General features: G+C 38.2%; 23 protein-coding genes and 2 tRNA genes. 22 read left to right on the top strand and 3 right to left on the bottom strand.

The window, feature by feature from the left end; all coding sequences use genetic code 11:
- Positions 1-63 precede the first annotated feature (63 nt).
- A complete protein-coding gene (locus AC58DT_RS12620) occupies positions 64-1,695 on the top strand; it encodes a S8 family peptidase (RefSeq protein ID WP_497217168.1) in 1,632 nt (543 codons plus the stop codon).
- 13 nt (positions 1,696-1,708) lie between these two features.
- Here AC58DT_RS12620 and AC58DT_RS12615 read toward each other — a convergent pair whose 3' ends face one another.
- Both AC58DT_RS12615 and AC58DT_RS12610 read right to left on the bottom strand, forming a co-directional pair.
- Positions 1,709-2,392 carry a cell division ATP-binding protein FtsE gene (locus AC58DT_RS12615; RefSeq protein WP_497217167.1) on the bottom strand — a complete coding sequence of 228 codons (684 nt, stop codon included), beginning with the start codon at positions 2,390-2,392 and terminating at the stop codon, positions 1,709-1,711.
- Positions 2,393-2,495: 103 nt separating this feature from the next.
- Entirely contained in the window at positions 2,496-2,954 is a 459-nt protein-coding gene (locus AC58DT_RS12610; protein ID WP_497217166.1) for a hypothetical protein, read from the bottom strand.
- A gap of 229 nt (positions 2,955-3,183) precedes the next feature.
- Here AC58DT_RS12610 and AC58DT_RS12605 point away from each other — a divergent pair, with 229 nt between their 5' ends.
- The 5 genes from AC58DT_RS12605 to AC58DT_RS12585 all read left to right on the top strand — a co-directional run bounded on the left by AC58DT_RS12605 (position 3,184) and on the right by AC58DT_RS12585 (position 10,854).
- The gene (locus AC58DT_RS12605) at positions 3,184-6,198 is read left to right on the top strand and encodes a tetratricopeptide repeat protein (protein ID WP_497217165.1); all 3,015 of its coding nucleotides are present in this window, start codon (positions 3,184-3,186) and stop codon (positions 6,196-6,198) included.
- 106 nt (positions 6,199-6,304) lie between these two features.
- Entirely contained in the window at positions 6,305-8,041 is a 1,737-nt protein-coding gene (locus tag AC58DT_RS12600; RefSeq protein ID WP_497217164.1) for a TonB-dependent receptor, read from the top strand.
- Between the two features lie 3 nt (positions 8,042-8,044).
- On the top strand, positions 8,045-8,473 hold the full coding sequence (locus tag AC58DT_RS12595) for a hypothetical protein (protein ID WP_497217163.1): 429 nt from the start codon (positions 8,045-8,047) through the stop codon (positions 8,471-8,473).
- Positions 8,474-8,621: 148 nt separating this feature from the next.
- Positions 8,622-10,259, top strand: a complete 1,638-nt coding sequence (locus AC58DT_RS12590) for an amidohydrolase (protein ID WP_497217162.1) — start codon at positions 8,622-8,624, stop codon at positions 10,257-10,259.
- 97 nt (positions 10,260-10,356) lie between these two features.
- Positions 10,357-10,854: a YkgJ family cysteine cluster protein gene (locus AC58DT_RS12585; protein WP_497217161.1), complete on the top strand. Its 498-nt coding sequence runs from the start codon at positions 10,357-10,359 to the stop codon at positions 10,852-10,854.
- Positions 10,855-10,940: 86 nt separating this feature from the next.
- Here AC58DT_RS12585 and AC58DT_RS12580 read toward each other — a convergent pair whose 3' ends face one another.
- Complete coding sequence (locus AC58DT_RS12580; protein WP_497217160.1) at positions 10,941-12,218, bottom strand: exo-beta-N-acetylmuramidase NamZ family protein; 1,278 nt, start codon at positions 12,216-12,218, stop codon at positions 10,941-10,943.
- A gap of 9 nt (positions 12,219-12,227) precedes the next feature.
- Here AC58DT_RS12580 and AC58DT_RS12575 point away from each other — a divergent pair, with 9 nt between their 5' ends.
- From AC58DT_RS12575 to AC58DT_RS12500, 16 genes are all read left to right on the top strand, one after another.
- The gene (locus AC58DT_RS12575; protein ID WP_497217159.1) at positions 12,228-13,463 is read left to right on the top strand and encodes an ABC transporter permease; all 1,236 of its coding nucleotides are present in this window, start codon (positions 12,228-12,230) and stop codon (positions 13,461-13,463) included.
- Between the two features lie 381 nt (positions 13,464-13,844).
- Positions 13,845-15,203 (top strand): pyridoxal-phosphate dependent enzyme, encoded by a 1,359-nt coding sequence (locus AC58DT_RS12570; protein WP_497217158.1) that lies wholly within the window; start codon positions 13,845-13,847, stop codon positions 15,201-15,203.
- 89 nt (positions 15,204-15,292) lie between these two features.
- A complete protein-coding gene (locus AC58DT_RS12565; RefSeq protein WP_497217157.1) occupies positions 15,293-15,673 on the top strand; it encodes a DUF202 domain-containing protein in 381 nt (126 codons plus the stop codon).
- A 55-nt stretch (positions 15,674-15,728) separates the two neighbouring features.
- Entirely contained in the window at positions 15,729-17,036 is a 1,308-nt protein-coding gene (locus tag AC58DT_RS12560) for a DUF2851 family protein (RefSeq protein WP_497217156.1), read from the top strand.
- 54 nt (positions 17,037-17,090) lie between these two features.
- Positions 17,091-17,321, top strand: coding sequence for a PspC domain-containing protein (locus tag AC58DT_RS12555; protein ID WP_497217155.1), 231 nt, complete (start codon positions 17,091-17,093; stop codon positions 17,319-17,321).
- Positions 17,318-18,325, top strand: a complete 1,008-nt coding sequence (locus AC58DT_RS12550; RefSeq protein ID WP_497217154.1) for a potassium channel family protein — start codon at positions 17,318-17,320, stop codon at positions 18,323-18,325. The genes AC58DT_RS12555 and AC58DT_RS12550 overlap by 4 nt, the downstream gene beginning before the upstream one ends.
- 102 nt (positions 18,326-18,427) lie before the next feature.
- Positions 18,428-20,053, top strand: coding sequence for an alanine/glycine:cation symporter family protein (locus tag AC58DT_RS12545; protein ID WP_497217153.1), 1,626 nt, complete (start codon positions 18,428-18,430; stop codon positions 20,051-20,053).
- Between the two features lie 15 nt (positions 20,054-20,068).
- Positions 20,069-20,953 (top strand): ComEA family DNA-binding protein, encoded by an 885-nt coding sequence (locus AC58DT_RS12540; RefSeq protein ID WP_497217152.1) that lies wholly within the window; start codon positions 20,069-20,071, stop codon positions 20,951-20,953.
- Between the two features lie 47 nt (positions 20,954-21,000).
- On the top strand, positions 21,001-22,167 hold the full coding sequence (locus AC58DT_RS12535; protein ID WP_497217151.1) for an acyl-CoA dehydrogenase family protein: 1,167 nt from the start codon (positions 21,001-21,003) through the stop codon (positions 22,165-22,167).
- 30 nt (positions 22,168-22,197) lie between these two features.
- Complete coding sequence (locus tag AC58DT_RS12530; protein ID WP_497217150.1) at positions 22,198-23,616, top strand: carboxypeptidase-like regulatory domain-containing protein; 1,419 nt, start codon at positions 22,198-22,200, stop codon at positions 23,614-23,616.
- An 81-nt stretch (positions 23,617-23,697) separates the two neighbouring features.
- Positions 23,698-24,324, top strand: coding sequence for a hypothetical protein (locus AC58DT_RS12525; RefSeq protein ID WP_497217149.1), 627 nt, complete (start codon positions 23,698-23,700; stop codon positions 24,322-24,324).
- Positions 24,325-24,427: 103 nt separating this feature from the next.
- Positions 24,428-24,622, top strand: coding sequence for a 30S ribosomal protein S21 (gene rpsU, locus AC58DT_RS12520; protein ID WP_062622795.1), 195 nt, complete (start codon positions 24,428-24,430; stop codon positions 24,620-24,622).
- 162 nt (positions 24,623-24,784) lie between these two features.
- Positions 24,785-25,672 carry a tyrosine-type recombinase/integrase gene (locus AC58DT_RS12515; RefSeq protein ID WP_497217148.1) on the top strand — a complete coding sequence of 296 codons (888 nt, stop codon included), beginning with the start codon at positions 24,785-24,787 and terminating at the stop codon, positions 25,670-25,672.
- Between the two features lie 64 nt (positions 25,673-25,736).
- Positions 25,737-26,039 (top strand): ribosome hibernation-promoting factor, HPF/YfiA family, encoded by a 303-nt coding sequence (hpf, locus tag AC58DT_RS12510; protein ID WP_497217147.1) that lies wholly within the window; start codon positions 25,737-25,739, stop codon positions 26,037-26,039.
- A gap of 113 nt (positions 26,040-26,152) precedes the next feature.
- Positions 26,153-26,226, top strand: a tRNA-Thr gene (locus tag AC58DT_RS12505).
- Positions 26,227-26,277: 51 nt separating this feature from the next.
- Positions 26,278-26,359 (top strand) — tRNA-Tyr (locus tag AC58DT_RS12500).
- Positions 26,360-26,366 lie beyond the last annotated feature (7 nt).

Below are 26,366 nucleotides of genomic sequence, written 5' to 3'. Positions count from 1 at the left end.
CCATAAAAAATCGTTTTCAAAAAAAAATTAAAAAAAATGTATCTTGTAAAAAAATAATCAGCTGTGCGGATATTTATTTTAGTTTTTGTTGTTTTTTCTACACTTTCAGCTTACTCCCAACAAGAGGCCTGGTTTTATCTGCGTGCGCGCGATACTTCTTTCGTGCCTTCCTTTGAAAAAAAAGGAGATTATTTGAGCTATTCGGGTAAAGATGCAAGGCTGAAAGCAGCTTTAAAAAACTATAAAATCAAAATCTTCAAAAAAACTTGGAAACACGCTAAAAAGCAAAATCTAAAAAAGACCTTTTTTGTGATTGCCGATAAGGAAGCAATGATGACGGATTTACTGCAGAATGTTTCCCATCTTTTTGAGTTTGGCGAATTGATAGCCGAAGAGGACAAAAAAATTTTTGAACCCAATGATTACGGATTGACAAGTACCATAGGCGATAATTTGGGAGCGCAAGTTAATCTGGATTATCTTGACGTAATGGAGGTTCCGAAAGCTTGGTATTACACAACGGGTTCGCGCGATATAATTGTTGGAATTTCGGATGGTTCCATAAAAACCGACGATAAGGAATTTGAAGGAAAAAGTAAGATTATAAGGGAGTCTTTTATGGCAAAAGGCCACGGATTTTCTGTTGCTGAATCTGCGGCCGGCCAGGGAGACAATGGGTATGCCATTCCGGGGGTATGTTACGATTGTAGTGTTTATTCCACCAATTATAGACACATAAATAATTTGGAGCAACTCGTTGAGCTTTCCAAATTGGGAGTGAAAGTTATCAATTGTAGTTGGGGGCTTGCACACTATTATGAAACTGCACAGCAGGCTATTTATGAAATGATGAACAATGGTACAGTAGTGGTTGCAATAGGCCACAACCCGCCTTTTTCAGAAACAAAAGGAAAAAAACCTTACTATCCAGCTTCATATGATAAAGTTATTGCGGTTTCTTCTGCTTCGCACCGCTATGCACATTATTCTGAAAATATTCAGATTGAAGAAGATAAGGGCTTGTATTACGTAAAAAATATTCGCTATTATGTGGGGCTTACCGGTGGTTTTAAAAATAATGATACTACTCAGGTTCCGCATTTGTATCCTATCAGCATCCGAAATTTGAATAGTGAAATTGACATTGTAGCTCCTTCACAGGGTATTTATAGATACGGTGAACGAGCCCTCAACGGTTTTGACGACGTTAGTCAATTTAACCAAACTTCAGGGGTGGCACCATTGGTTACGGGCAGTATTGGGCTTATGTTTTCGCTTTATCCCTGTCTTCCCGCGGAAGAGGTTGAAACCATCCTAAAATTCACTTCTACCAATATAGACGACGTGGAGCCCAATAAACCATATGCGGGAATGTACGGTGCAGGAATGTTAAATACGGGCCGAGCCGTGGAAATGGTTTTTGATATGTTCGCGGAAAAAGAACCAGTAAAAATTGAAAACCAGCGATTCAGTCGGTGGGATTTTAAACTCACAGCTATTTCTGACGTGTTGATGCAAAACCAAGAATTTACAGAAAATTCAACCTTGGAATTAACATCCAAAAAAAGAATTGTAATTTCTAATAACACGATTTTGAAACCTAATTCCAAAGGAAAAATTCATCTCAAAATAGACCCATTCCTTAAAAAAGAATGTAATCTACAACTTCGTGACCCAAGTATTTTGAATGATTAACTATTAAAGAATATTAAACCGTTTTCTGAACTACTTCAAAAATCTGGTTTTCATCACACTTTAAAGTTTTGGAAGGATATTTCAGCAGCAATGCATAATCATGGGTTGCCATTAAGATGGTGTTGCCGTTTTTATTTATTTCGCGCAAAACCTCCATTACTTCCACGCTTGTTTGCGGATCGAGGTTACCGGTGGGCTCATCTGCCAAAATAAGCTCTGGATCATTTAAAAGCGCACGGGCAATAGCCACACGTTGCTGCTCCCCGCCCGAAAGTTGGTACGGATACTTAAAGGCTTTGGTTTTCATATCAACCTTATCCAATACCTCGTTAATTTTGCTTTCCATTGCAGCTTTGTCTTTCCAACCAGTTGCAGTCAAAACAAAGTTGAGATTGTCGCGAACCGTGCGATCGTTCAAAAGTTTGAAATCCTGAAAAACCACGCCCAATTTTCTGCGTAAAAAAGGAATATCCTTTTCTTTCAAAGTAGCCAAATCGTATCCCACAATGTTGCCTTCCCCTTCCTGCAGCGGAAGATCGCCGTAAAGCGTTTTCATAAAACTACTTTTTCCGGTGCCGGTTTTTCCGATCAGGTAAACAAATTCGCCTTTATCCACAGAAACGGAAACATCGGAAAGTACTAAATTGTCACCTTGATAAATGGAAGCATCTTTTAAAAATAATACGGTATCGGCCATTTTTAAGTATAGGTTTTGGGTTAAATGTATCTATCCCGAGCGGAGTCGAGGGACAAAAGTAATTTGAATTACTTCAAACTGCAACTGATTACTGCCAACATATTTACTTTTCTGAAATTTTTTCCTTCAGTGCGTCTATTTCCTTTTGCTGCTGAAGCGTGTAAAGCGTCAATTCCTCAATTTTTTGAAGCAAAATCAAGTTCATTTCTTTTAGTGAAATTCCCTCCGTCCGCATCGTTTCGGCAGAAGGCACATTTGGCAGATGATAGTTTTCTTTTAAAAACGCTTCCAGTTCTTCCAAGGAAATCAAACTGTATTCCGGCATCATTTCAGAAAAACCGTTATAATAGGTTTCAAACACATAATCGGGTGCAACTGCTCCCTCAAGATCTACCAGAACTTCCTGGGTGTGGATTTTTCCTTTTACGGTCAAAAGCTCATCGGGAGTAGTTGTGCCAACGCCTATTTTTCCATCCTTTTCAGAAAGATTTTTAAAAGGATTGCGCTGTGCTGTGGCGGAAAGTGAAAACATTAGAATGCCGAAAATCAATAATCTGTTCATAACGATGCTTTTATAATTTGTAAAGTTTTAAAATTACGGTATTTTTTTAAAACGTTTCAATGTATGTTAAAATCTGTTGAAGAGGTGCATACTTATTTCAATTTTACGTCGTTATATTCCTAAGAAAATTCATCAAAAAATCATTCGTTAATTAAACCTTAAAAAATTACAGTATCGCCGAAAGCTACATTTAAAGTTAAATATCTTTACGCCACAAAAACTGTAAATAATGATAAAGAATTTTCTTGTTTTTTCACTTTTCCTATTCCTTTCATTTTCGTCCTTTTCACAGCAAACAGCGGTCTTTACAAATGACCTTGCCGATTTCAACCAAGCGCTGGAACTCTACAATAACGGGCAATATTTGGCTGCCCAAAGTCTTTTCGACAAAATAAAAAACAGCAGCGAAGACGAAACCGTGCAGAGCGATTGTGCATATTATATTGCCAATGCGGCGGTGAGGCTGAACCAGCAAAATGCCGACCAGTTGATGGAGGAATTTGTGGAGAAATATCCCACGAGTTTGAAGCGAAATTCTGCATTTATAGACGTGGCGAATTTTTATTTCGAAAACGGAAAATATTCACATGCCCAAAAGTGGTACGATAAGGTTGATACTTCAAATTTAAGTCGAAGTGAGCAGGAACGTTTCAATTTCAATAACGGATACGTCTATTTTAAGGCGAAGCGATATGACGAGGCGAAAAACTATTTCAACAAGGTTTCCACTTCGCAGAAATATGGCTCGCAGGCGAAGTATTATCTGGGTTTTATCGCTTACGAAGGCGACGATTATGAAGAAGCCAACAAGAATTTTGAGGAAGTAAAAGGCGAGGAGCGCTATTCGGAAGACCTTAGTTATTACCAAGCCGATATGAATTTCAAGCTCGGAAATTTCGAAAAGGCCATCGAGATGGGGAAGGAGCAATTTGATAAATCCAGCCCGCAGGAAAAAAGCCAACTTTCAAAAATTATTGGTGAGAGCTATTTTAACCTTGGCCAATATGCCGAAGCCATACCTTATTTAAAGGAATACAAAGGTTTTCGCGGCAAATGGAACAATACCGATTACTACCAATTGGGCTATGCCTATTACAAACAGGGCGATTACGAAAGTGCCATTGGCGAGTTCAACAAAATTGTGGACGGAAAGAACGCCGTTGCCCAAAACGCCTATTACCATTTGGCGGAAAGTTATCTGAAACTCGACAAAAAACAGGAAGCGCTGAACGCTTTTAAAAATGCTTCGGAAATGGATTTCAGTGCTGAAATTCAGGAAGATGCCTATTTGAATTATGCCAAACTGAGCTACGAGATTGGCAACAGCTACAAAAGCACGCCGCAGGTTTTGCTTTCCTTTATTGAAAAATACCCGAACAACGCCAATAATGACGAGCTGAAAAGATTGTTGATTGATAGTTACATCACTTCAAAAAATTACAAGGAAGCACTGGATTTGCTGGAAAACAACAAAGATTTCGAAAATAAGGCTGCCTATCAAAAAGTAGCTTTTTACAGAGGAATTGAATTGTACAACGAAGCAGATTACAATGAGGCAATTGCATTTTTCGACAAAAGTTTGAAATATCCCGAAAATCAGAATTTCACTGCCCGCGCGACCTACTGGAAAGCTGAAAGCGATTACCAACTCTCAAATTTTGAAAAATCGTTGGCAGGGTACAATAAATTTCAGCAGTTGCCAGGTTCTCAAAACACTTCAGAATATAAAAACTTGAAATACAATGTGGCTTACAACCAATTCAAACTGAAAAATTATACGGACGCCATTAACAATTTCAAAATTTACGTGGGTTCCTCTTCCGCAGAAACGATCCGCAAAAAGGACGCCTTACTGCGATTGGGCGATAGTTATTTTGTGACAAGCCAATATTGGCCGGCAATGGAAAACTACAACGCCGCGATTGAATTGGGCGGCGACAATGATTACGCGCAGTTTCAAAAAGCAATAAGCTACGGTTTTGTGGACAGAAGCGAAAAGAAAATTGAAGAACTTATAACTTTTATAAAAAAATACCCAAAATCCATTTACCGCGATGATGCTTTGTATGAATTGGGAAATACCTACGTTGCGCAGAACAAAACGAATGAGGCAATTTCAGCTTACGACCAATTGGTTCGCGATATTCCAAACAGCAGTTTTGTTTCAAAAGCATTGTTGAAGAAAGCTTTGATTTATGACAACACTGGAAAAAGCAATGATGCGTTGACAATTTTCAAGAGAGTGGCCAAGGATTTTCCTTCCACACCCGAAGCCTTGCAGGCTGTTTCTTCCGCAAAAATTATTTATATAGATCAAGGAACCGTTGACGAATATGCACGCTGGGTGAAAACTTTGGATTACGTACAGGTTGGCGATACCGAGCTTGACGATGCAACTTATATGGCCGCGGAGCAACCTTATTTGGAAAACAATCAAAGCCAGGCCCAAAGCCGTTTTGAGGATTATTTGAAACAATTTCCAAACGGACAACATGCTTTAAACGCACATTTTTATTTGGGTCAGATTTATTTCGCTGACGGAAAAAATGATCTAGCCATTCCACATTTTGAATATGTTGCAAACCGTGAACGAAGTGAGTTTACCGAACAAGCTTTGGCACGGATTTCGGAATTGTATTTGGGCAAAAAGGATTATCAGAACGCTTTAAAATATTTGAAGCGTTTGGAAACCGAAGCAGATTTTCCGCAGAACATCATCTTCGCGCAGACCAATTCTATGAAGGCTTCGTATGAACTGAAGCAATATGCCGAAGCAGTAAATTACGCCGAAAAAGTGCTTCAGAATTCAAAGATTGACAATTCAATAAAAAGTGACGCGCAAGTGATTATTGCCCGTTCAGCGATGAAGACGAATAACGAGACAAAAGCGAAAACCGCTTATGCCGAGGTGCAAAAAATAGCGACAGGAGCCCTTGCTGCCGAAGCGCTTTATTACGATGCGTATTTCAAAAATAAGGAAGGAAATTTTGAAGGCTCAAATGCTTCCGTGCAGAAATTGGCGAAGGATTATTCGGGCTATAAACTCTACGGTGCCAAAGGTTTGGTGCTGATGGCGAAGAATTTTTACGCTTTGAAGGATGCGTATCAAGCAACTTACATTTTGGAAAGTGTTACCAAAAATTTCACCGATTTTCCTGAAGTAGTTGAAGAAGCAAAAGCAGAACTCGCAGTAATTAAAAACGCAGAGGCAAAAACCAATTCTTCCGTGGAAACCGGAAACTAACCCAGAACTTTGCGCTCTCTGCGCCTTTGCGGTATAATTTTACCGCTGAGACGCAGAGGACGCGGAGATGAATATCAACAAAACTATCATTATAAACTTTGAAAATATGTCCATAAAACAAATAGTTTTATTTTCAATTCCAGCTTTTTTACTAATTCATTTTTCAGCTTTTTCGCAGGAAAAAGAACTCGATCCCGAGGTTGTAAATATTGTGAAACCATATACGCCCACAATTTCGGATGCCTTTAAAGTAAAGGAAACTCCAGAATTGAATGATTCCATTACCACCACAAAAAAAGAGGTGAAGTACAGTATTTTCTCGGTTCCGGTTGCTTCAACCTTTACGCCGGCAAAAGGCAAGGCCACTACTGTGGAAAAAGCAAAGCCCATAAAGCTTTATGACAATTATGCAACCCTTGGCTTCGGAAACTATACTTCTATTTTGGGCGAATTCTACAGCAATTTTGAAATAAGCCGAACAGATAATGCTGGGTTTTTCTTTCGCCACAATTCCTCTCAAGGCGATATAAAAGATGTGAAACTGGACAATAAATATTACGATACCAGCCTAGATGCGAATTATACAAGCAGACAAAAAGATGCAACCTATAGGCTCGCTGCGGGCGTGGAGCATCAAATATACAATTGGTACGGTTTGCCCGAAGATTACGTAACGTATCCCGATAACGTAATTGCTGATATTGATCCGTTGCAGATGTATTTTAGCGGTTACGCTGGCGGAAGTATTGCGTTGGATGGTTCGTTTTTAGAAAAGGCGACAGTGAATATCCGCTATTTGGGCGATGCGTTTTCTTCTTCGGAATTTAACGCAACTTTGAAGCCTGAGTTTTCATTTCCGTTGGAAAATCTGACTTTTAGAATTGATGGTGACATAGACTATTTAAGCGGAAGTTTTGACAGAAATTACACAAACACTTCCGACATTAAATACAGTTATTTAAACGCAGGTTTGGCACCGTCCATCACTTTTGTAAATGACGATCTCAGCGTTTCTTTGGGCGTTGCGGGGTATGTGAGTTTGGATTCTGAAAACAGCGACACGGACTTTTCATTATACCCAAGATTGAATGCCTCATACCGATTGCTGGACGAAACCGTGATTGTTTACGGTGGGGCAGAAGGGGGTTTGCAGCAAAACACCTATTATAATTTCAAGGAAGAAAACCCATATGTTTCTCCCACTTTATTTATTGCGCCCACTAAAAAACTCTACGAAGGTTTCGGCGGAATTAAAGGGAAAATCTCTAATTCCGTTGCCTACAATGTTCGGGCTTCGTACGGAAAAGATGAAAGCCGTGCGCTTTTTCAAATGAATCCTTTAAAGATTTACAACGCAAGTTTTGAAGGTTATGAATACGGAAATTCCTTCAATGTGGTTTATGACGATGTGAATACACTTGCTTTCTTCGCAGAATTGAAAGTTGAAGTTTCGAATACATTATCCTTAGGGATAAACGGAACTTATAATAGTTACAGCACAGATTTACAAAGTGAAGCGTGGAACTTGCCCGATTTAAAGGCTTCGGTGTTTTCAGATTTCAACATAACCGAAAAATTATACGGTGGGGCTTCCTTGTTTTATGTAGGCAAGCGTAAGGATTTGATTTACAATAATGATCTTTTCGGGAATTCCATCAATCAAGAGGTAACTTTGGAAGGCTACGTTGATGCCAATCTTCACTTTGGTTATAGATTTACGGATAGGCTTTCAGCGTTTGTAAAGGGAAGTAACCTTTTTGGTGATAATTACGAAAAGTGGCTTAATTACCCTGTTCAAGGAATTCAAGGATTGGCTGGGGTTACTTATAAGTTTGATTGGTAGCCTATGAAGTATTCAATAAACATTTTAGCTTTATTAATATTCTGTTTTATTGGTAATTCTCAAACAAAATTGAATGATAGTCTTATTTATGAAGACAAGTTTGGTAATGAAATAATAATTAAAAATCCTGAAAAGTTTTCTTTCCCTTTTGATTCAGAATTTTTGAAATCTAATTTGAATAGTGATTATTTTTTGGAAAAACCAACAAAGTATAAGTATCGGTTGAATATTAAATTTGTAAAAATCATTAGAAAGAAAAGAAAGTGCAAAATAGAGGTTAGTATATTTCCACTAATTGAAAAGCCCTACAAACAAGAAGATATTGAAGAATTGTTGAGATTTAATGGATGGTCTTATTATGAATTGGTCATAAAAAAAGTTAAAAACAAATACTTTTTAGATGAAGTAAAATTTTTAAATAACGCTATTTAACTTTCTGAAAACATCCGTCTTTGGCGGATGTTTTCTATTTTTACATTTCAATAAAACCAACTATGAAATGCCCATTGACAATTTGTAAACCAATCGGAGATGTACATATGGGCATTCCATCTTCCTATTTCTCAAAGATTTTGTTCAGATGAAAAAATTATTCTTCCTTTTATTAGCAATATCAATTGCTTCTTGCGCCCCCGAAAAACTTTCCGCAGATTTACTGATTAAAAATGCAACAATTTACACGGTTGATAAAGATTTCAGCATCGCAAATGCGGTGGTTGTAAAAGATGGCAAAATACTAGAAATAGGTCTGAAACCAGAACTTGAACTGAAATATAATATTAAGGAAACATACGATGCAAAAGGCAATACAGTAGTTCCCGGATTGATTGATGCCCACGCACATTTGTATGGTCTCGGGCTTGGTTTGCAAAATGTTGATTTGGTAGGCACCACAAGTTTTGATGAAATTTTGGGTCGTGTGATAGCTTTTCAGCAAGAAAAAAATACAGAATATATAATAGGTCGCGGTTGGGACCAAAACGATTGGGATGATAAAAATTTCCCCACTAAAAAAGAGCTGGATTCTTTATTTCCCGATACACCAGTTTCTTTACGTAGAATTGATGGCCACGCAATGCTAGTAAATTCAAAAGCTTTGGAATTAGCTGGAATTACTTCAAAAACAAAAGTTGCCGGAGGCGAAATAGTTTTGGAAAATGGCGAACCAACAGGAATAATCATTGACGCGCCAATGGGTTTAATTAGTAAAACATTTCCTGACATTACCGAAGAAGTTTCAACACAAGCACTTTTGGAAGCCGAAAAAATCTGCCTTCAATATGGATTGACAACCGTTGACGATGCTGGTTTGAGTAAAAATATTATCGAGTTGATTGATGCTCTTCAAAAAGAAGGAAAATTTAAGCTCAGAATGTACGCAATGGTCAGCAACAGTCCTGAAAATCGCGATTATTATTTAAACAAAGGAATTTACAAAACCGATAGACTAAACGTACGTTCCTTTAAGGTTTATTCAGATGGGGCTTTGGGTTCCCGCGGTGCCGCCATGCGCGAGCCTTATAGCGATATGCCCGGCCATTATGGTGCCATGATAGCCAATGCCGACAGTTTGAAATTTTTAGCGGAAAAAATTGCAACTTCCGAGTTTCAAATGAATACGCACGCCATCGGTGATTCCGCAAATATTGCGGTGTTGCGGGCATATAAAAAAGCATTGGAAGGAAAAACCGACAGACGCTGGAGAGTGGAACATGCACAGATTATTTCGGCAGAGGATTTCAATTATTTTGATGACAACAATAACATACTTCCTTCGGTGCAACCAACGCATGCCACCAGCGATATGTACTGGGCAGAGGATAGAGTGGGAGCGGAACGTATAAAAGGCGCTTATGCCTATAAAGAATTGTTGAACAAAGCGGGCAGTATTGCCTTGGGTACGGATTTTCCGGTTGAAAATGTGAATCCGATGTACACCTTTTACGCCGCCGTTGCCCGAAAGGATTTAAAAAATTATCCTGAAAATGGCTTTCAAATGAAAGATGCTTTAACGCGCGAAGAAGCTTTAAAAGGAATGACCATTTGGGCAGCTTTCGCCAATTTTGAAGAAAATGAAAAAGGAAGCATTGAAGTAGGAAAGTTTGCAGATTTCACCATTCTGGATAAAGATATTATGAAGGTGGACGAAAAAGAACTTCCGAATACCAAAGTTGTTGCAACATTCATCAATGGCGAAATGGTTTTTGAAGCCGAATAATTTTCTCTGCGAACCTCTGCGTTTCTCTGCGAAACTCCGTGAAATAGCTATTCCGCAGAGTTTCGCAGAGTTACTCTGAGAAATTTTAAAGTTGAACATGGAAAATATTCTAAAACAACTTCCCCAAAAAGCAAAGGAAGCTGAAAACGAAAACAAAAAGTTTTTCGCGAAGCTGAAAAAAAAGCCGCCCAAACACCTCGACAGTTTGATGCAGGAATTGCACGAGGAAGAATTCCAAAAAACAGATTGTCTCACTTGCGCCAACTGCTGCAAAACGACCGGCCCGCTTTTTACCGATAAGGATATTAAGCGTATTTCAAAGCATTTCCGGATGAAACCGCAACAATTCATCGAAACCTATTTGCGGATTGACGAAGACAAAGATTATGTGCTGCAAAGCGTACCCTGCACTTTTTTAGGATCGGATAATTATTGTAGTATTTATGACGTGCGCCCAAAAGCATGCCGCGAATTTCCGCATACGGATAGAAAGAAATTTCAGCAAATTTCAAACATCACAATGAACAATGTCGCTATCTGCCCCGCTGCTTATAATATTGTGGAGGAAATGAAACGAAGGCTAAATTCCAAATGAAAAAATCAAATTCCAAATAACAAAAACCAAATTCCAAAAAAAAATGAAGTATTTATTTTGGAATTTGGAATCTGAGATTTGGTACTTTAAGGATAAAACAAATACTTCTCCCTAATCTTCTGAAAACCCGCAAGCCCTTCCTTCCAGGAATCCCGAATTTCTTCCGCAGATAATCCTTGCTCAATTTGTTTTTGGAGTTTGTCCGTTCCGGCAAGTTTCACAAAAAACGAATTGAAAAAATCCTTCTTTTTTCCATTGGCGTTATAAGCATCAATGAGCCATTCTAGATTTATTTTATTTAAGCGGGGTTCGTTTCTAAGATCTTTTCCGTGGCAAAGCTCTCCTTTAAATTTTGGGTTTTTTGCACCTTCGTTGGATTGAGGCGTATATTCAAAAGTATATTTTGAAGCAGGCAAACTAGGCGCTCCAAAAACCTGAAATTGCATCTCGGTTCCGCGACCGGCATTTATAAATGTTCCTTCAAAGAAGCAAAGGCTTGGATATAAATTGATGGATTGCGCATTCGGTAAGTTTGGTGAAGGTTTTATAGGGAGTGCATACGGAGTATCGTGTGTGTAATTTTCAATTTCAACTACAGTCAGTTCACATTTAATTTTATTTTTTAACCAGCCTTCACCATTAATCATTTTCGCATATTCACCAATCGTCATTCCGTGAACAACGGGAATTGGGTGCATTCCCACAAAACTTTGATGCTCCTTTTCTAAAATTGGGCCATCAATATAATGTCCGTTGGGGTTTGGGCGGTCCAAAACAATAACAGGAATTCCAGCTTCCGCACAGGCTTCCATCACGTAATGTAGCGTAGAAATGTAGGTGTAAAACCGTGCGCCCACATCCTGTATGTCAAAAACCACTACATCAATTCCTTTTAACTGTTCCTGCGATGGTTTTTTATTGTTTCCGTAAAGGGAAATTAAAGGAACTCCGGTTTTTGAATCCACGCCGTCCTTTACATGTTCGCCGGCATCGGCAGTTCCGCGAAAACCGTGTTCCGGGGCAAAAACTTTTTTTATTGAAATACCGCTTTTTATAAGATGATCAACCAAATGAAATTCCATATATAATGTAAGCTGAGGTACTGTTTGATATTCTTCATCAGCAATATCCGCCACCATTGATGTCTGATTTGCGACCACACCAACTTTTTTTCCTTTCAATAGCTTGTGATATTCCGAAAATCTATTAGCTCCAATTACAATCTTGTCATTTACATAAATTACATCGTCCATGCTTATTTCTTCGGATTCGATACTTTCTACTTTTTCTTTGTTCTGACTTCCACAAGAAAAACATACGAAAAGCGTTAAGAATAATGTATTTTTGAAAAAAGTTAACCCCATAAAATCGCAGTGAATTTCGAATTTTTCATCGCCCGGCGCATCATTGCTTCCAAGGACTATAAAAGTAGTATTTCGGCACCGATAATAAAAATTGCAATCACCGCAATCGCGCTTGGTATTATTATGATGCTTATTTCAATTGCCACCGGCGTAGGGTTGCAAAAAAAGATTCGAGAAAAGGTTTCGGCTTTTAATGGCGACATTATTATCACAAATTTTGACACCAATTTTTCCAATGATTCGCAAAACCCGATTTCAAAAAAACAAGACTTTTATCCAACTTTTAAAAATATTGACGGAATAAAACACGTGCAAATTACTGCTTCAAAAGGTGGAGTAATTCGCACTGAAACAGATTTTGAGGGCGTGGTGGTTAAAGGAGTTGGCAACGATTATGATTGGGAGTATTTCAAGGATTATTTAACTGAAGGAAAATTGCCCGATTTTAAAGGTGATTTAAATGAAGACATCCTGATTTCAGAATATTTGGCAAATAGATTACATCTGAAATTAGGTGATAAAGTGACTACTTTTTTTCTGGACGATGAAGTCTCAAAGACCCCACGCAGTCGTGGTTTTGATATTGTGGGAATTTATAACAGCGGCTTTCAGCAGTTTGATGAACAATTTATAATTACGGACATTCGCCACATTCAGCGACTGAACAAATGGGAAGAAGACCAAATTGGTGCGTTCGAGGTTTTTGTTAATGATTTTGACCAAATAATCCCGATAGGAAACGAAGTGTACAACGAAACTGGAAGTACGCTGGACACACAGACTATTCGTCAGAAATATGCGTCTATTTTTGAATGGCTCGATCTTTTCGATTTCAATATAATTATGATTATCGGGATTATGATTTTAGTGGCGGGCATCAATATGATTACCGCGTTGCTGGTTTTGATTTTGGAACGCACCCAAATGATTGGAATATTAAAAGCCTTGGGCAGCAGCGATTGGAGCGTGCGCAAAGTGTTTTTGTACAATGCGATGTATTTAATTGGTGTTGGTCTTTTTTGGGGAAATGTCATTGGAATTGGACTTCTTTTGGTTCAGAAATACGGTAAATTTTTTAAACTTAATCCAGATACATACTACGTAAACGAAGCGCCAGTTTATTTGCATTGGGACTATATTTTAATATTGAACGCAGGTACATTTCTGCTTTGCCTGTTAATGCTTTTAATACCTTCTTTTATTATTTCAAAAATTTCTCCTGTGAAGGCGATTCGGTTTGAGTAATAAAATCAATTGGAACTCAATCACTCTTGAATTTTCTAATTCTATCTAACTTAAAATTAGCAACTAGTCTATGGAAGAATCCATAGGTGAAATAGTGTTATTAATATTATTGTTTAAACATATAAGAGAGTCAGATTTTGTCTTAGATATAGTGTCTATATAGCATATTTATAGTATCTATATAGTATGTTTATAGCGTGTTTAATGTATATGTTATTTTAATGCTACTTATTAAAATTACTATGCTACCTTCTTGTCAATCTTCTAATTCTCTATTTTTTTCGAAAAATTATTTAAACATTTCGATATTAATAGGTCTTAGGAAAGTAATGCATTTTGTTTTCATCTATTAATTGTACCTTTGCCGCCTCAAAAAATATTATGGAATACGCAGAAAACATCTTAGGAACTATCGGCAACACCCCAATGGTAAAAATCAACAAAATAATTGGGGATATTCCCGCTTTGGTGCTGGCCAAATACGAAACTTTCAATCCGGGAAATTCGGTAAAAGACCGAATGGCCTTAACAATGATTGAAGACGCCGAAGCAGACGGAAGATTAAAACCCGGAGGTACGATCATTGAAGGAACCTCAGGAAATACTGGAATGGGCCTCGCACTTGCTGCAATCGTAAAAGGTTATAAAATGGTTTGCGTAATCAGCGATAAACAAAGCAAGGAAAAGATTGATATTCTAAAGGCCGTGGGAAGTAAGGTTATTGTTTGCCCAACAAACGTTGCCCCTGAAGATCCGCGCAGTTATTATTCAACTTCAAAAAGATTGGCAGAGGAAACGCCCAACAGTTGGTACGTAAACCAATACGACAATCTCAGCAACACCAAGGCACATTACGAAAGCACGGGGCCGGAAATCTGGAAACAGACCGATGGAAAAGTAACCCATTTTGTAGTGGGCGTGGGCACCGGAGGCACCATCAGCGGTGTGGGTAAATATTTAAAAGAACAAAATCCGAATGTAAAAATTTGGGGAATTGATACCTACGGAAGTGTTTTCAAAAAATATCACGAGACTGGAGTTTTTGACGAAAACGAAATTTATCCGTACATCACCGAAGGGATTGGCGAGGATATTCTTCCGAAGAACGTGGATTTCAATGTTATTGACGGTTTTATAAAAGTAACCGATAAAGACGCCGCAATCTACACCCAAAAACTCGCCAAGATGGAAGGCTTCTTTTTGGGGAATTCGGCTGGAGCTGCAATTAAAGGCTTGCTTCAACTTAAGGATAAATTTACAAAAGATGATGTAGTGGTTGTTCTTTTTCACGACCACGGAAGTCGCTACGTTGGTAAAATGTACAATGACGAGTGGATGCGCGAACGTGGTTTTGTGGAAGATGAAGTGAAAAACGCTTCAGATTTGATTCAGGAACACGCAGACAAACCGTTGATTACCGTGAAAACTGAAGAATTGGTCGGTCATGCAATCGAGCGGATGAAAAAATACAACATCAGCCAAATTCCAGTGGAAGACACTTCAGGTTTTGTGGGCGCTTTGGACGAAACCGATTTGCTTCGGAAGTATTTGGAAAACAAAAACGTGGCAGATCTTCCCATAAAAGAAGTGATGCACAAACCTTTCCCAATTGTAAAAAGAAGCACGCCTATAGAAGAAATTTCAAAATTGATTCATAAAGAAAACAATGCCGTTTTGGTAGATTTGGGCGACGGGAAATACAATATAATTACGAAGCATGATATAATAAGAGCCTTGTAATTTTCCACCGCGAATTCACGAATGATATATAATTATTCGTGAATTTGTGGTTACAATCTCCAATAAATAATTCGTATTTTTATGCTACTATGAAAAACGAAGCCAAAAAATTATTTCGATTTCTTCGCACCAAGCCTGTGCCCGTAAATACCAATGAAATATTAGCGTTGGAGCGCACCAAATTGGCCAATGAGCGCACGCTGCTTTCCTATATTCGTTCCTCGCTCTATCTTTTGCTTGGCGGAATCGGAATTCTGCAATTAAAGGATTTTGAAAGTATAAAATGGCTGGGCTACGTAGCCCTCGCCGTATGTGTAGTATTTTTGGCGGTCGGCATCTTTAGATATGTATTGCTGTCGCGAAGACTTTACAAATGGAACCGTATTCTTTTTGTGGATACTATTTCCGAAAAAGTTCAAAAACAATCAGATGCGCAGGAAAAATTACAAAAAGAAGAAGTCGAGGCATAATATTTTTGCTATATTTACTTTACAATTTTAAGACTCCCCTTAAAACTTATTAGCGATGAAAGAGAATTTTCTGCACTACGTGTGGAAATTTCAGAAGTTTGATGTGGGCAGTCTTTACACTTCAAATGGTGAAATTTTACACATAAAAAATCAAGGGAGCCATAATCTAAATTCCGGCCCTGATTTTTTTAACGCACAAATAGAATTGGACGGCCAGCTTTGGGCCGGCAATGTGGAAATCCATATTAAATCTTCAGATTGGTACGCCCATTGCCATGAAATGGACCCAGCTTACGATAACGTTATACTTCACGTAGTTTGGGAAAATGATGCTGAAATTTATAGAAAGGACGGCTCAGTAATTCCCACATTTGTTTTAAAAAAACATATCCCAACAACTACACTCCAGCAATACCAAAAACTTTTTTCCAAAGAAAGCAAATGGATCAATTGTGAAAATGACTTCAATGAAACAGACGGTTTCATTATTGAAAATTGGCTCGAAAGACTATATCTTGAAAGGCTTCAGAAAAAAGAAGAAATACTTTTAAAAGAACTGAAAGCTACTCAGAACCATTGGGAAAGCCTGCTTTTCAGGATGCTTTGTAAAAATTTTGGGTTGAAGGTGAACGGCGATTCTTTTTTCAGCATTGCAAAATCAATTGATTTTTCCGTAGTAAAAAAGTGCAGCCATGAACGGCAGGATTTTGAAGCGCTATTAATGGGGCAGGCTGGATTGCTGAAAGGTGAAACGGAAGACTGGTACTTTAAAACACTGAAAACACGCTATGAATATTTAAAGCATAAATTTCAATTATGTAACGAAAACGTAATTGTCCCAAAATTTTTCAGGCTTCGTCCGCCAAACTTTCCCACGGTTCGTTTGGCGCAGTTTGCAATGCTCTATTTTGAACAACCTAACCTCTTTTCAAAAGTAATTGCAGGACAGCAAGTAGATGATTTTTACGAATTATTCAATGTAACTGGGAGCGAATATTGGGATACGCATTATAATTTTGGAATTGGGTCGTTGCAGCGCAAAAAACGCGTTTCCAAGGGCTTGATGGATCTTTTAATAATCAATACTATCATTCCATTGAAGTTCTGTTATGCAGTGCAGCACGGCAAAGATGTTTCTGAGGAAATATTGGAGTTAGCCACTAAAATTTCATCAGAGGAAAACACTGTCGTGAAAAAATTCAATTCACTAAAAAACATTTCAAAAAGTGCTTGCCAAAGTCAGGCGCTACTTCAACTTAAAACGGAATACTGCGATAAAAACAAATGTTTGGATTGTGCAATAGGCGGCTACATATTGGGTTCACAAATGCAATCAAGAGTGAATAGGGTGATTAGGAACTGACTTTTTCTTCTTCTCTATTTCAAATTTTAAATGGAAAAAGTGTAATTTGCAGCTATGTTGCAAGCGGTATATTCTTTGCGCCATTATCTTGAAAAGCGTGGCTTTTATGTGTCTTCCAGATTGGCCGATAGGTTGGGGATGAGAGCAAAAAGCGTCCGGCTATTTTTCATTTATGTTTCCTTTGCCACCTTTGGTGTAGGCTTTGCAATTTATCTTACAATAGCTTTTTTGTTGAGGCTTAAAGACCTTGTGAATACTAAACGAACCTCTGTTTTTGATTTATGAAGCAACTCTTCAGTTCTAAAATTACGGTTGCAATTCTGCTCTTGCTTTTGGTATTTATGACCGGGGTTGTGGGCTTTCACTTTTTTTCAGACTACAGTTGGATAGATGCTTTCTATATGACGGTAATTACCGTAACTACGGTAGGTTATGGCGAAGTAATGCCTCTGAGCCCCCAGGAAAAAGTTTTTGTTTCGCTTCTCATCATTTCCAGTATCTTTATAGTTGGTTATGCCATTTCGGTAATTACTGAATATATTTTAAGTAAAAACATAGGAATTTTAAGACAGAAAAGAGTGCAGAAAAAATTGGAATCCATGCATGACCATATTATTGTATGCGGTTATGGCAGAAACGGAAAACAAGCGGCCCAAAAGCTATTGGCCTACAACCGTCCTTTTGTTATTATTGAAAAGGATGAAGAAGTTATAGATCGTTTTGCTGATGAACATAATCTGTTCATTTTGGGAAATGCCATTGAAGATGAAATTTTGATAAAATCCGGAATAGAAAGGGCGTCTACCTTAATTTGCGCCACCCCAAATGATGCGGACAATCTATTCATAGTGCTTTCAGCGCGACAGATGAATAAAAATCTCAAAATAATAAGCCGTGCCAGTGAGGAAACAAGTTACAAAAAACTGAAACTTGGAGGTGCAGACAATGTAATTATGCCCGATAAAATTGGCGGGGACCATATGGCTTCATTAGTGGTAGTGCCAGATCTTGTTGAGTTTTTAGACAATTTGACTGTCTCTGGCCAACAAGACAGTATCAATGTTGAGCAAATACCATTTGAAAAAATATGTTCAAATGGAAAGGAACAAGCCATAAAAGACTTGGATGTTCGTAAAAAAACAGGCTGTTCCATTATAGGGTATCGTACCCCAAAGGGTGAATATATAGTGAACCCGGAACCTTCACTCGTGCTTCAAAAAAACTCAAAACTTATATTGATTGGGCGCCCCGAACAAATAGAAAGTTTGAAAAGGGAATACGGTGTTTAAGGAAACGTTAACAAATTTCCTTTTAATTTTTTGAAATTGTAGTTTTTTTTAAGCATCTTGCTCTGTTTTATTTCAAAAAACGTTTCATTTTAAAAATCCACTATGAAGAAATATCTTCTTTCGCTAATCACATTTTTAATTCCAATCATCACTTTTGCGCAGGATACTACTGCTTCTGAGCAAGTAGATGCAATATTCCAAAAATATACGGGTTGGTTTGTTGAATTAATATTTTACGAAATCCCATTTTCTGAATCCTTTCAAATACCTTGGGTTTTGATAGTACTGATTGGTGGAGCGTTTTATTTTACCATTTACTTTAAATTAATAAATTTTACAGGCTTCGGCACCGCTATTAGAGTAGTTCGCGGTAAATATGAAGATATTGAAAAACATGGGGCCGATACACTCTACGGAGATGTAACGCCCAACGAACAGGAAAATTTAATCGAAACCATTCGCGATGATAGTGCAGATGGGGAAGTTTCCCACTTCCAAGCACTAACTGCAGCGCTTTCCGCTACCGTAGGATTGGGAAATATTGCCGGAGTTGCCGTGGCGCTTTCCATTGGTGGGCCGGGCGCTACTTTCTGGATGATTGTTGCAGGTTTACTGGGAATGGCGTCCAAATTTGCAGAATGTACCTTGGGTGTAAAATTCCGAGATGTTGGTCCAGATGGCACTGTTTACGGCGGCCCAATGTATTATCTTAAAAAAGGGCTTGGTCAAAAAGGAATGGGCGGACTCGGTAAAGTGCTCGCCATACTTTTCGCAATATTTGTAATAGGTGGGTCCTTTGGAGGCGGAAATATGTTCCAAGCAAACCAAGCAGCGGCACAATTTGTTCAGCTTTTTGAACTGCAGGGCACCAGCGCGGCCATATGGTTTGGTATTGCAATGGCAATTATAGTTGCCGTAGTAATCATTGGCGGTATCAAGCGAATTGCAAAAGTTACCGAAAAGATAGTGCCTTTTATGGCGGGAATTTATGTTTTGGGAGCCCTCGTTATTTTGGTTGCCAATTATCACCACATAGGCGATGCTTTCGCTTTAATTTTTGAAGGAGCTTTCAGCGGACTTGGAATTGCCGGTGGATTGGTAGGGGTAATGATTCAGGGAATTCGTCGAGGCGCATTTTCAAACGAAGCTGGGGTTGGTTCCGCAGCTATTGCACACTCCGCAGTACGTACTAAATATCCTGCTTCCGAAGGAATTGTAGCACTTTTGGAACCTTTTATCGATACCGTTGTTATCTGTACTATGACGGCTTTAGTAATTGTAATAACCAATTTCGACAATAATATCATTCAATACGGTGTTGAGGTGAAGGAAGGCGTGGAACTTACCGCAACAGCTTTTGATAGTGTAATTCCACACTTTTCGGTAGTGCTGACCGTGGCTGTTATTCTATTTGCCTTTTCCACAATGATTTCGTGGTCTTACTACGGAATGCAGGGATGGGTTTATCTTTTCGGAAGAGGTAAAGTTACCGAGCTTATTTATAAACTGTTATTTTGTATCTTTATATGGGTAGGATCGGTTATCAGCCTTGGGTCTGTTATCAATTTTTCGGACGCAATGATATTTGCGATGGTGGTTCCAAACATAATTGGGGTCATTTTATTAACGCCTATTGTTAGAAAAGAACTCAAGCGCTATATGAACGCCATCCGCACCAAACACGAGGCCATTGATGATGGGCTGGAAGATATGTCGAAACATTTGTAACCAAAAACTTTTTATATGGAGTTAAAATCCCACTTTACGTTCAGCAAACAGCAACGGAGTGGGATTTTACTTTTGTTACTGCTCATCGTGGCGTTGCTGTGCATTTACTGGTTTGTGGATTTTTCGGAAGAGGACACACTGGACATCTCTTCTGCTGAAATTGTTGCTGTTCAAAAGGAAATGGATTCCCTTCGGCTTGTTGAAATTGAAAACAAAAAACCGAAACTATATCCTTTCAACCCAAATTTTATTACCGATTATAAAGGTTATACTTTAGGAATGACAAATGGGGAAATTGACCGATTGTTGAAATACAGAAAGGAAGGTAAATGGATCAATTCCGCAGCCGATTTTAAAAGGGTTACGGAGGTATCAGATTCATTGTTGAATGAGCTGAGCCCGTATTTTAAATTTCCAGATTGGGTAACCAACCCAAAACCAAAAAGCAATTTTAGCAATAATAAAACCGATAAAGGTTTTGCCGAAAAACCATATGCACAAAAGATTGACCTGAACAAAGCTACCGAGGAACAATTACAGCAAGTAAGTGGCATTGGCGAAGCGCTCAGCAAGCGCATTGTTTCGTATCGGGAAAAGTTGGGCGGGTTTTCAAATGATATTGAATTGAATAGTGTGTATGGACTTAATCCCGAAGTCGTACAGCGAACTTTAAATCTTTTCACAGTAAAAACTCCAAGGGAGATTACCAAAATCAATGTGAACAAAGCATCTGCTTCAGATATTGCGACCATTCCCGGCATCTCTTTTGAGATGGCAAGAAAAATCTGGGAATTTAGACGGCTTCGCGAAAAAATAAGCACCATTCAAGAGCTGGATAAAATTGAGGGAATGACGGAAAGAAAGTTACAGCTAATTCAGTTATATTTGTCCGTTGAGTAAATTTTCTAAATCGCCGAAAGGCTTACAAATATTAGTTTTAAGACCGCATGGATAAAATGTATTTTACAGAGGAACACGATTTTTTCAGAAAGAGTTTTCAGGATTTCCTTCAAAAGGAAGTAGTGCCACATATTGAAAAGTGGGAAAAAACAGGCCATATAGAACGTTTCATTTGGGAAAAATTTGGAGAGATGGGCTATTTCGGAATCTTCCAGCCCGAAGAATATGGCGGTCTTGACTTGGACCTTTTTTATACCGTGATTTTTTTGGAAGAGCTTCAAAAAATTAATAGCGGAGGTTTCGCAGCCGCTATGTGGGCGCATGCATATCTTGCCATGACACATTTAAAAGTAGAGGGCAATCATACACAAAAGGAAAAATATTTAGCACCCAGCATCACTGGTGAAAAAATAGGTTGTCTTTGTATCACGGAGCCTTTTGGCGGAAGTGATGTTTCCGGCATGCGAAGCACCGCTGAAAAAAAAGGGGATAGCTATATTTTAAATGGTTCAAAAACTTTTATAACCAACGGTATTTACAGCGATTATTTGATAGTGGCGGCCAAAACGGCTCCCGAACTTGGCAACAAAGGCATCAGTATTTTTGTGATTGATCGCGATGCAAAAGGCGTTTCGGCAACCAAACTTGACAAACTTGGATGGCGTGCCAGCGATACGGGCGAAATTGCTTTTGACAATGTTGAAGTTCCCGCTGAAAATTTGATGGGCGAGGAGAACAAAGGTTTTCCATATATTATGCAACACTTTGCTTTGGAACGTTTAATTATGGGCATCAATGCCCACGCCCGTAGCGAGTTCGCTTTGGAATATACCATTCAATATATGAAAGACCGATTTGCTTTTGGAAAAAGCATTTCGAAGTTTCAAGCCTTGCGTCACCGCGTGGCACAGATTGCAAGTGAAATTGAGGTTTGCAAAACATTTAATTACGTTACCGCAAAAAGATTGAACGATGGCGAATATGTAGTAAAGGAAGCTACGATGAGCAAACTTATTTCCACCAAAGTTGCCGATGAGGTTATGACCGAATGTCTTCAGTTTTTGGGCGGCTATGGCTATATGGAAGATTATCCATTGGCGCGTTTGTTGCGCGATAGCAGGCTGGGGCCTATAGGTGGCGGGACTTCAGAGATTCTTCGCGAGATCATTGCTAAAATGATTATTGAAGGGAAGGAATATAAGCCAGCGAAATAAAATCATTTATTTTAAACAATCATTTTGAAAATGAAGTATTTCACTTTAAAGCATTTTTCTATACTATTTATTTTTTTCATCGGGGCAACCACCTTTGCACAAACAGAATTAAAGGGAAAAGTGGTCGACTTCTTAACATTTCAACCCATTGAAAGCGCCAGTGTTTATATTGAAAACACAACTATCGGCTCCATAACCAATGCCGATGGAAATTTCGTTTTGAAAGTGCCACAACAACATTTGCAGGATACGTTGGTAATTTCTTCTATCGGATATAAAAGCTTTAAGGTTATAATCAGCGAATTTGAAAACGGCTCCGATATTTTCTTGGAAGAAGATGTCGCCTCGCTAGATGAAGTGGTAATCGTTGCCGATCCACGCCCCACAACCGGAAATGGTATTGTTGAGAAAGCAATTGAAAAACTCCCGAAAAACCTTCCCGATCAAGCCTACCTTCAAAAGGGATTTCTGCGCCACAAAGAGCGCAACAAAAAGGAATACAAATGGCTTATTGAAAGCGCCATCACCTTATATGATTCCAGTTATGCTGCCGGAGCAAAGGACAACCTAAAAATAAACGTGGACGAAACTCGTAAAAGTTATGATTTAAGGGATGTTGATAGCCTGTTTACCTATTCCGCTTATTTAAAAAGCATGAATTCAAAGGCCTCAAATTTGAATAGAAATTCGATTAAAACGTCCTCTTTAGTTGAAGCCATAAAATGGAACGACAGCCGCGTGAATGGCTTGGAGAATCTTTTTAAGGGTAAGCTCAATTTAGTCCGCAACTCAAATGTTAGCGGTGCTTTGTTGGGGAAAAATATGTTGGAAAAACACCATTTCGAGTTGGACACTATTTTGGTTGACAATGGAAGGAAACTCTATAAAATCAAAATTGAAAAAGGAGCCGATTTTGTTGGGCTGAACACGCCAAATATTTACAATGAAGGTTTTGAGCCCAAGGGATGGATCTATATTTATTACGATAATTACGCCATCAAAAAAGTGGAGTATGAACTTGTTGCCGCATCTGACGTACAGAAAAAACGCAGCAAGAGCCTTTTTGATACGCAGACCATCCACAAACTGGTAATGACCTATAAGGATTACGACGGAAAAATGTATCCGAATTATATCTACTACGAAACCCCAAAACTAGTAAACACGGGCGACCGTTCTTCCGATAGGATAAAGACCGAGGCCGAACCGGGATTTGACAAGGACGAACAGTATTACTACACCATTCAGGAAATTTTGTTCAGCGACATCATACAGGAGCCAGAACTTATAAAACAGGAACTTCAACAAAACGATTGGTCCGCAGATATTTTTTCAAGTAAGCCTTACAATGAATCTTTTTGGAAAAATTACAACGTTTTGTTGGAGAGTAAAGAGGAGGAGAAGCTTATACAGGATTTGAGCAAACGTGCATCTTTGTATAAAGAGTAATCATAGTTAATTTTTTTAATTTTTGTTGCTTTATATATATATATATTAACTTAGCATTAAGTAACTCTAAAATAGTATATTATGAATAAGATAGCATTTTTCTTGGGAGGCTTTTTAATACTTTCGTTATGTTTTTCTTGTGAAACAGAAAATGAAATAAAGGAGGTAGAGAACATTGAATCAGCGCAAACGACAGCGTTAAGATCACCTAATGGCGACATACTTGTTTCATCAGAAGATGAATTGATAGAACTCTATCTTCTAAAAACAAAACAAATTGATATAAAAGACAAGAATACTATTAATATACAAGAGATCTATTATGAAGAAAAGGAATCATATTCCATTGCATTTATTGATTTACTTGATAACGGAATATTAAAAAAAATGCTCGTTGTGTTTTCAGAAAAAGGATCACATAATTTCCTTCAAGACAGTAATAATCTATATGTGATTTCTGATAATAGCAAGCCTTCTAATGAAAAATTAACGGAAGGCGTTCTCAATATCACAAATTCTTACGCTGGAAAAAACGCTTTACACCCGTTGCTAAGAGGAACATTTGTTTGTAATGGAGGTTGCTGTGGTTGGAGTAATCCATCTCCTAACGCATACCATTGTGGTTGTCCAGCAGGAAAACCAGCAGGACCCGACCCCGACCCAATTATTTTTACCACTAGCGACGGCTGCGCAATTCAATATTTATGATTAGTATTGTTGAACTTACTATGAAAAAAACTGAAAAATGAATACTGATTACTGAAAAATTTTTTCTATCTTTGCCGCCCTAAAGAGAGGAGGTGATGACACTATGTTAATTATACCAGTTAAAGACGGAGAAAATATCGACAGAGCGCTGAAACGTTTCAAGCGTAAATTTGACCGTACCGGAACTATGCGCCAGTTGCGCTCACGACAAGCTTTTACTAAGCCTTCGGTTAAGAAAAGAGCACAGCTTCAAAAAGCACAGTATATTCAAAACTTAAGAGATCAGGAAGATATTTAACTATCATTCTTTTCAATTCATTCTAAAAAATCCGTTGTGAAAATTTTCCAACGGATTTTTTTATGGTAAAAAGTCATTGGCTTTTTAAGTTATTCAGTTATTTTTAGAATCCCAGAGTTTCAATATTAAAATTGATAATCGAAAACAAGCCGCCAAAAAACAATGTCCTTTCAGCCTTTTGTAGCATATCTCCAATTAGAAAAAAAGTATTCACCACATACGGTGACTGCCTATTTAAAAGATTTGGAAGATTTTAATGGTTTTGCTTCTGCGGAATTTCAGTATGCTGAAATTGTAGGTGTGAATTATTCCGTGGTGAGAAGCTGGATAGTCTCGCTCGTAGATTCCGGTATTTCAAACAGAACCGTAAACCGGAAGATTTCATCTTTAAAAACCTACTATAAATTTCTTTTGAAAACGGGACAAATAGAGATCAATCCTTTAGCAAAGCACAAAGCGCTGAAAACTTCAAAAAAAATCCAGGTCCCTTTTTCAGAAAAGGAAATCGGGAACGTAATGGAAATGTTTGGAGAAGAAAATGATTTTGAAGGATTGCGCAACCGCTTAATCGTGGAACTTTTTTATTCCACCGGAATACGCAGGGCAGAGTTGATCAATATTAAAGTAACTGATGTTTCTTTTGCGCAGAAAACTTTAAAGGTGTTGGGCAAAAGAAACAAAGAGCGCATTGTTCCAATTTTGCCCACGGTGCTGCAATCTATAAATGATTATTTGCAACAGCGCAGTGAACTTGGGAGTATAAAAGACACTGATGCTTTATTTCTCACCCAAAAAGGGGTTAAAATTTATGAAACTCTTGTCTATCGGATTATTAATTCATATTTTAGTAAAGCTTCGGAAAAGGTGAAGAAAAGTCCGCATATTTTGCGGCATTCTTTTGCAACGCATCTTTTAAACGAAGGCGCAGATATTAATTCGGTAAAGGAGTTGTTGGGGCATTCCAGTCTTGCTTCCACACAGGTTTACACACAAAATAGTATCGCAAAGTTGAAGGAGGTTTATAAAAACTCACATCCGCGAAACGGATAAATTCAAAAAAAAACACTTTATGGGGTAAAATTACATATTACATTAACTTTAAATATAATATAGTATGAAGGTAAACATTCAAACACCCAACTTTGCTGCCAAAGATGAACTTTTGACATTTGTTGAAAGCAGACTGTCCAAGCTAGAACAATTTTACGATAGAATTATTTTTGCAGATGTATTTTTAAAAGTCCAAAAAACAAGCGACAAGGAGAATAAAATAGTGGAGGTGCTATTGAGCATTCCTGGAGACGATATGATGGTAAAGAAAGAGGCGAAAAGTTTTGAGGAGGCTGTGGATGATGTTATTAAGGCACTTGAAAGACAGCTTAAAAAAAGAAAACAAAAACAAAAAGCATATTTGTAATAGAATTTTTTAGAAAAAGTTTTGTAGAAAAAATAATTTCTCTACATTTGCAGTCCGTTAGAAATAGCGGACTTTTTTATGGCTGAAAAATAGCCTTAAAAAGAGGTCAAAAAGCCGATGTAGCTCAGCTGGCTAGAGCAGCTGATTTGTAATCAGCAGGTCGTGGGTTCGAGTCCCTCTATCGGCTCTTGAAATTTTGAAAAACACTCCTTTTAAAGTATAGGCTTTAAAAGGTCTTGGGGAGATACTCAAGCGGCCAACGAGGGCAGACTGTAAATCTGCTGACTACGTCTTCGCAGGTTCGAATCCTGCTCTCCCCACGAACAA

It is taken from the genome of Aequorivita sp. CRS11 (assembly GCF_059693805.1).
This window is presented reverse-complemented; position numbering and strand designations above follow the sequence as displayed.

Bases quoted from the DNA above. Each gene is read 5' to 3' on its own strand.
- AC58DT_RS12565 (WP_497217157.1), top strand. From the start codon at position 15,293: ATGAAAAACGAAGCCAAAAAATTATTTCGATTTCTTCGCACCAAGCCT.
- AC58DT_RS12590 (WP_497217162.1), top strand. From the start codon at position 8,622: ATGAAAAAATTATTCTTCCTTTTATTAGCAATATCAATTGCTTCTTGC.
- AC58DT_RS12615 (WP_497217167.1), bottom strand. From the start codon at position 2,392: ATGGCCGATACCGTATTATTTTTAAAAGATGCTTCCATTTATCAAGGT.
- AC58DT_RS12525 (WP_497217149.1), top strand. From the start codon at position 23,698: ATGAATAAGATAGCATTTTTCTTGGGAGGCTTTTTAATACTTTCGTTA.
- AC58DT_RS12585 (WP_497217161.1), top strand. From the start codon at position 10,357: ATGGAAAATATTCTAAAACAACTTCCCCAAAAAGCAAAGGAAGCTGAA.
- AC58DT_RS12530 (WP_497217150.1), top strand. From the start codon at position 22,198: ATGAAGTATTTCACTTTAAAGCATTTTTCTATACTATTTATTTTTTTC.
- AC58DT_RS12555 (WP_497217155.1), top strand. From the start codon at position 17,091: ATGTTGCAAGCGGTATATTCTTTGCGCCATTATCTTGAAAAGCGTGGC.
- rpsU (WP_062622795.1), top strand. From the start codon at position 24,428: ATGTTAATTATACCAGTTAAAGACGGAGAAAATATCGACAGAGCGCTG.
- AC58DT_RS12580 (WP_497217160.1), bottom strand. From the start codon at position 12,218: ATGGGGTTAACTTTTTTCAAAAATACATTATTCTTAACGCTTTTCGTA.
- AC58DT_RS12550 (WP_497217154.1), top strand. From the start codon at position 17,318: ATGAAGCAACTCTTCAGTTCTAAAATTACGGTTGCAATTCTGCTCTTG.
- AC58DT_RS12600 (WP_497217164.1), top strand. From the start codon at position 6,305: ATGTCCATAAAACAAATAGTTTTATTTTCAATTCCAGCTTTTTTACTA.
- AC58DT_RS12515 (WP_497217148.1), top strand. From the start codon at position 24,785: ATGTCCTTTCAGCCTTTTGTAGCATATCTCCAATTAGAAAAAAAGTAT.
- AC58DT_RS12570 (WP_497217158.1), top strand. From the start codon at position 13,845: ATGGAATACGCAGAAAACATCTTAGGAACTATCGGCAACACCCCAATG.
- AC58DT_RS12535 (WP_497217151.1), top strand. From the start codon at position 21,001: ATGGATAAAATGTATTTTACAGAGGAACACGATTTTTTCAGAAAGAGT.
- AC58DT_RS12605 (WP_497217165.1), top strand. From the start codon at position 3,184: ATGATAAAGAATTTTCTTGTTTTTTCACTTTTCCTATTCCTTTCATTT.
- AC58DT_RS12545 (WP_497217153.1), top strand. From the start codon at position 18,428: ATGAAGAAATATCTTCTTTCGCTAATCACATTTTTAATTCCAATCATC.
- AC58DT_RS12540 (WP_497217152.1), top strand. From the start codon at position 20,069: ATGGAGTTAAAATCCCACTTTACGTTCAGCAAACAGCAACGGAGTGGG.
- AC58DT_RS12560 (WP_497217156.1), top strand. From the start codon at position 15,729: ATGAAAGAGAATTTTCTGCACTACGTGTGGAAATTTCAGAAGTTTGAT.
- AC58DT_RS12610 (WP_497217166.1), bottom strand. From the start codon at position 2,954: ATGAACAGATTATTGATTTTCGGCATTCTAATGTTTTCACTTTCCGCC.
- AC58DT_RS12595 (WP_497217163.1), top strand. From the start codon at position 8,045: ATGAAGTATTCAATAAACATTTTAGCTTTATTAATATTCTGTTTTATT.
- hpf (WP_497217147.1), top strand. From the start codon at position 25,737: ATGAAGGTAAACATTCAAACACCCAACTTTGCTGCCAAAGATGAACTT.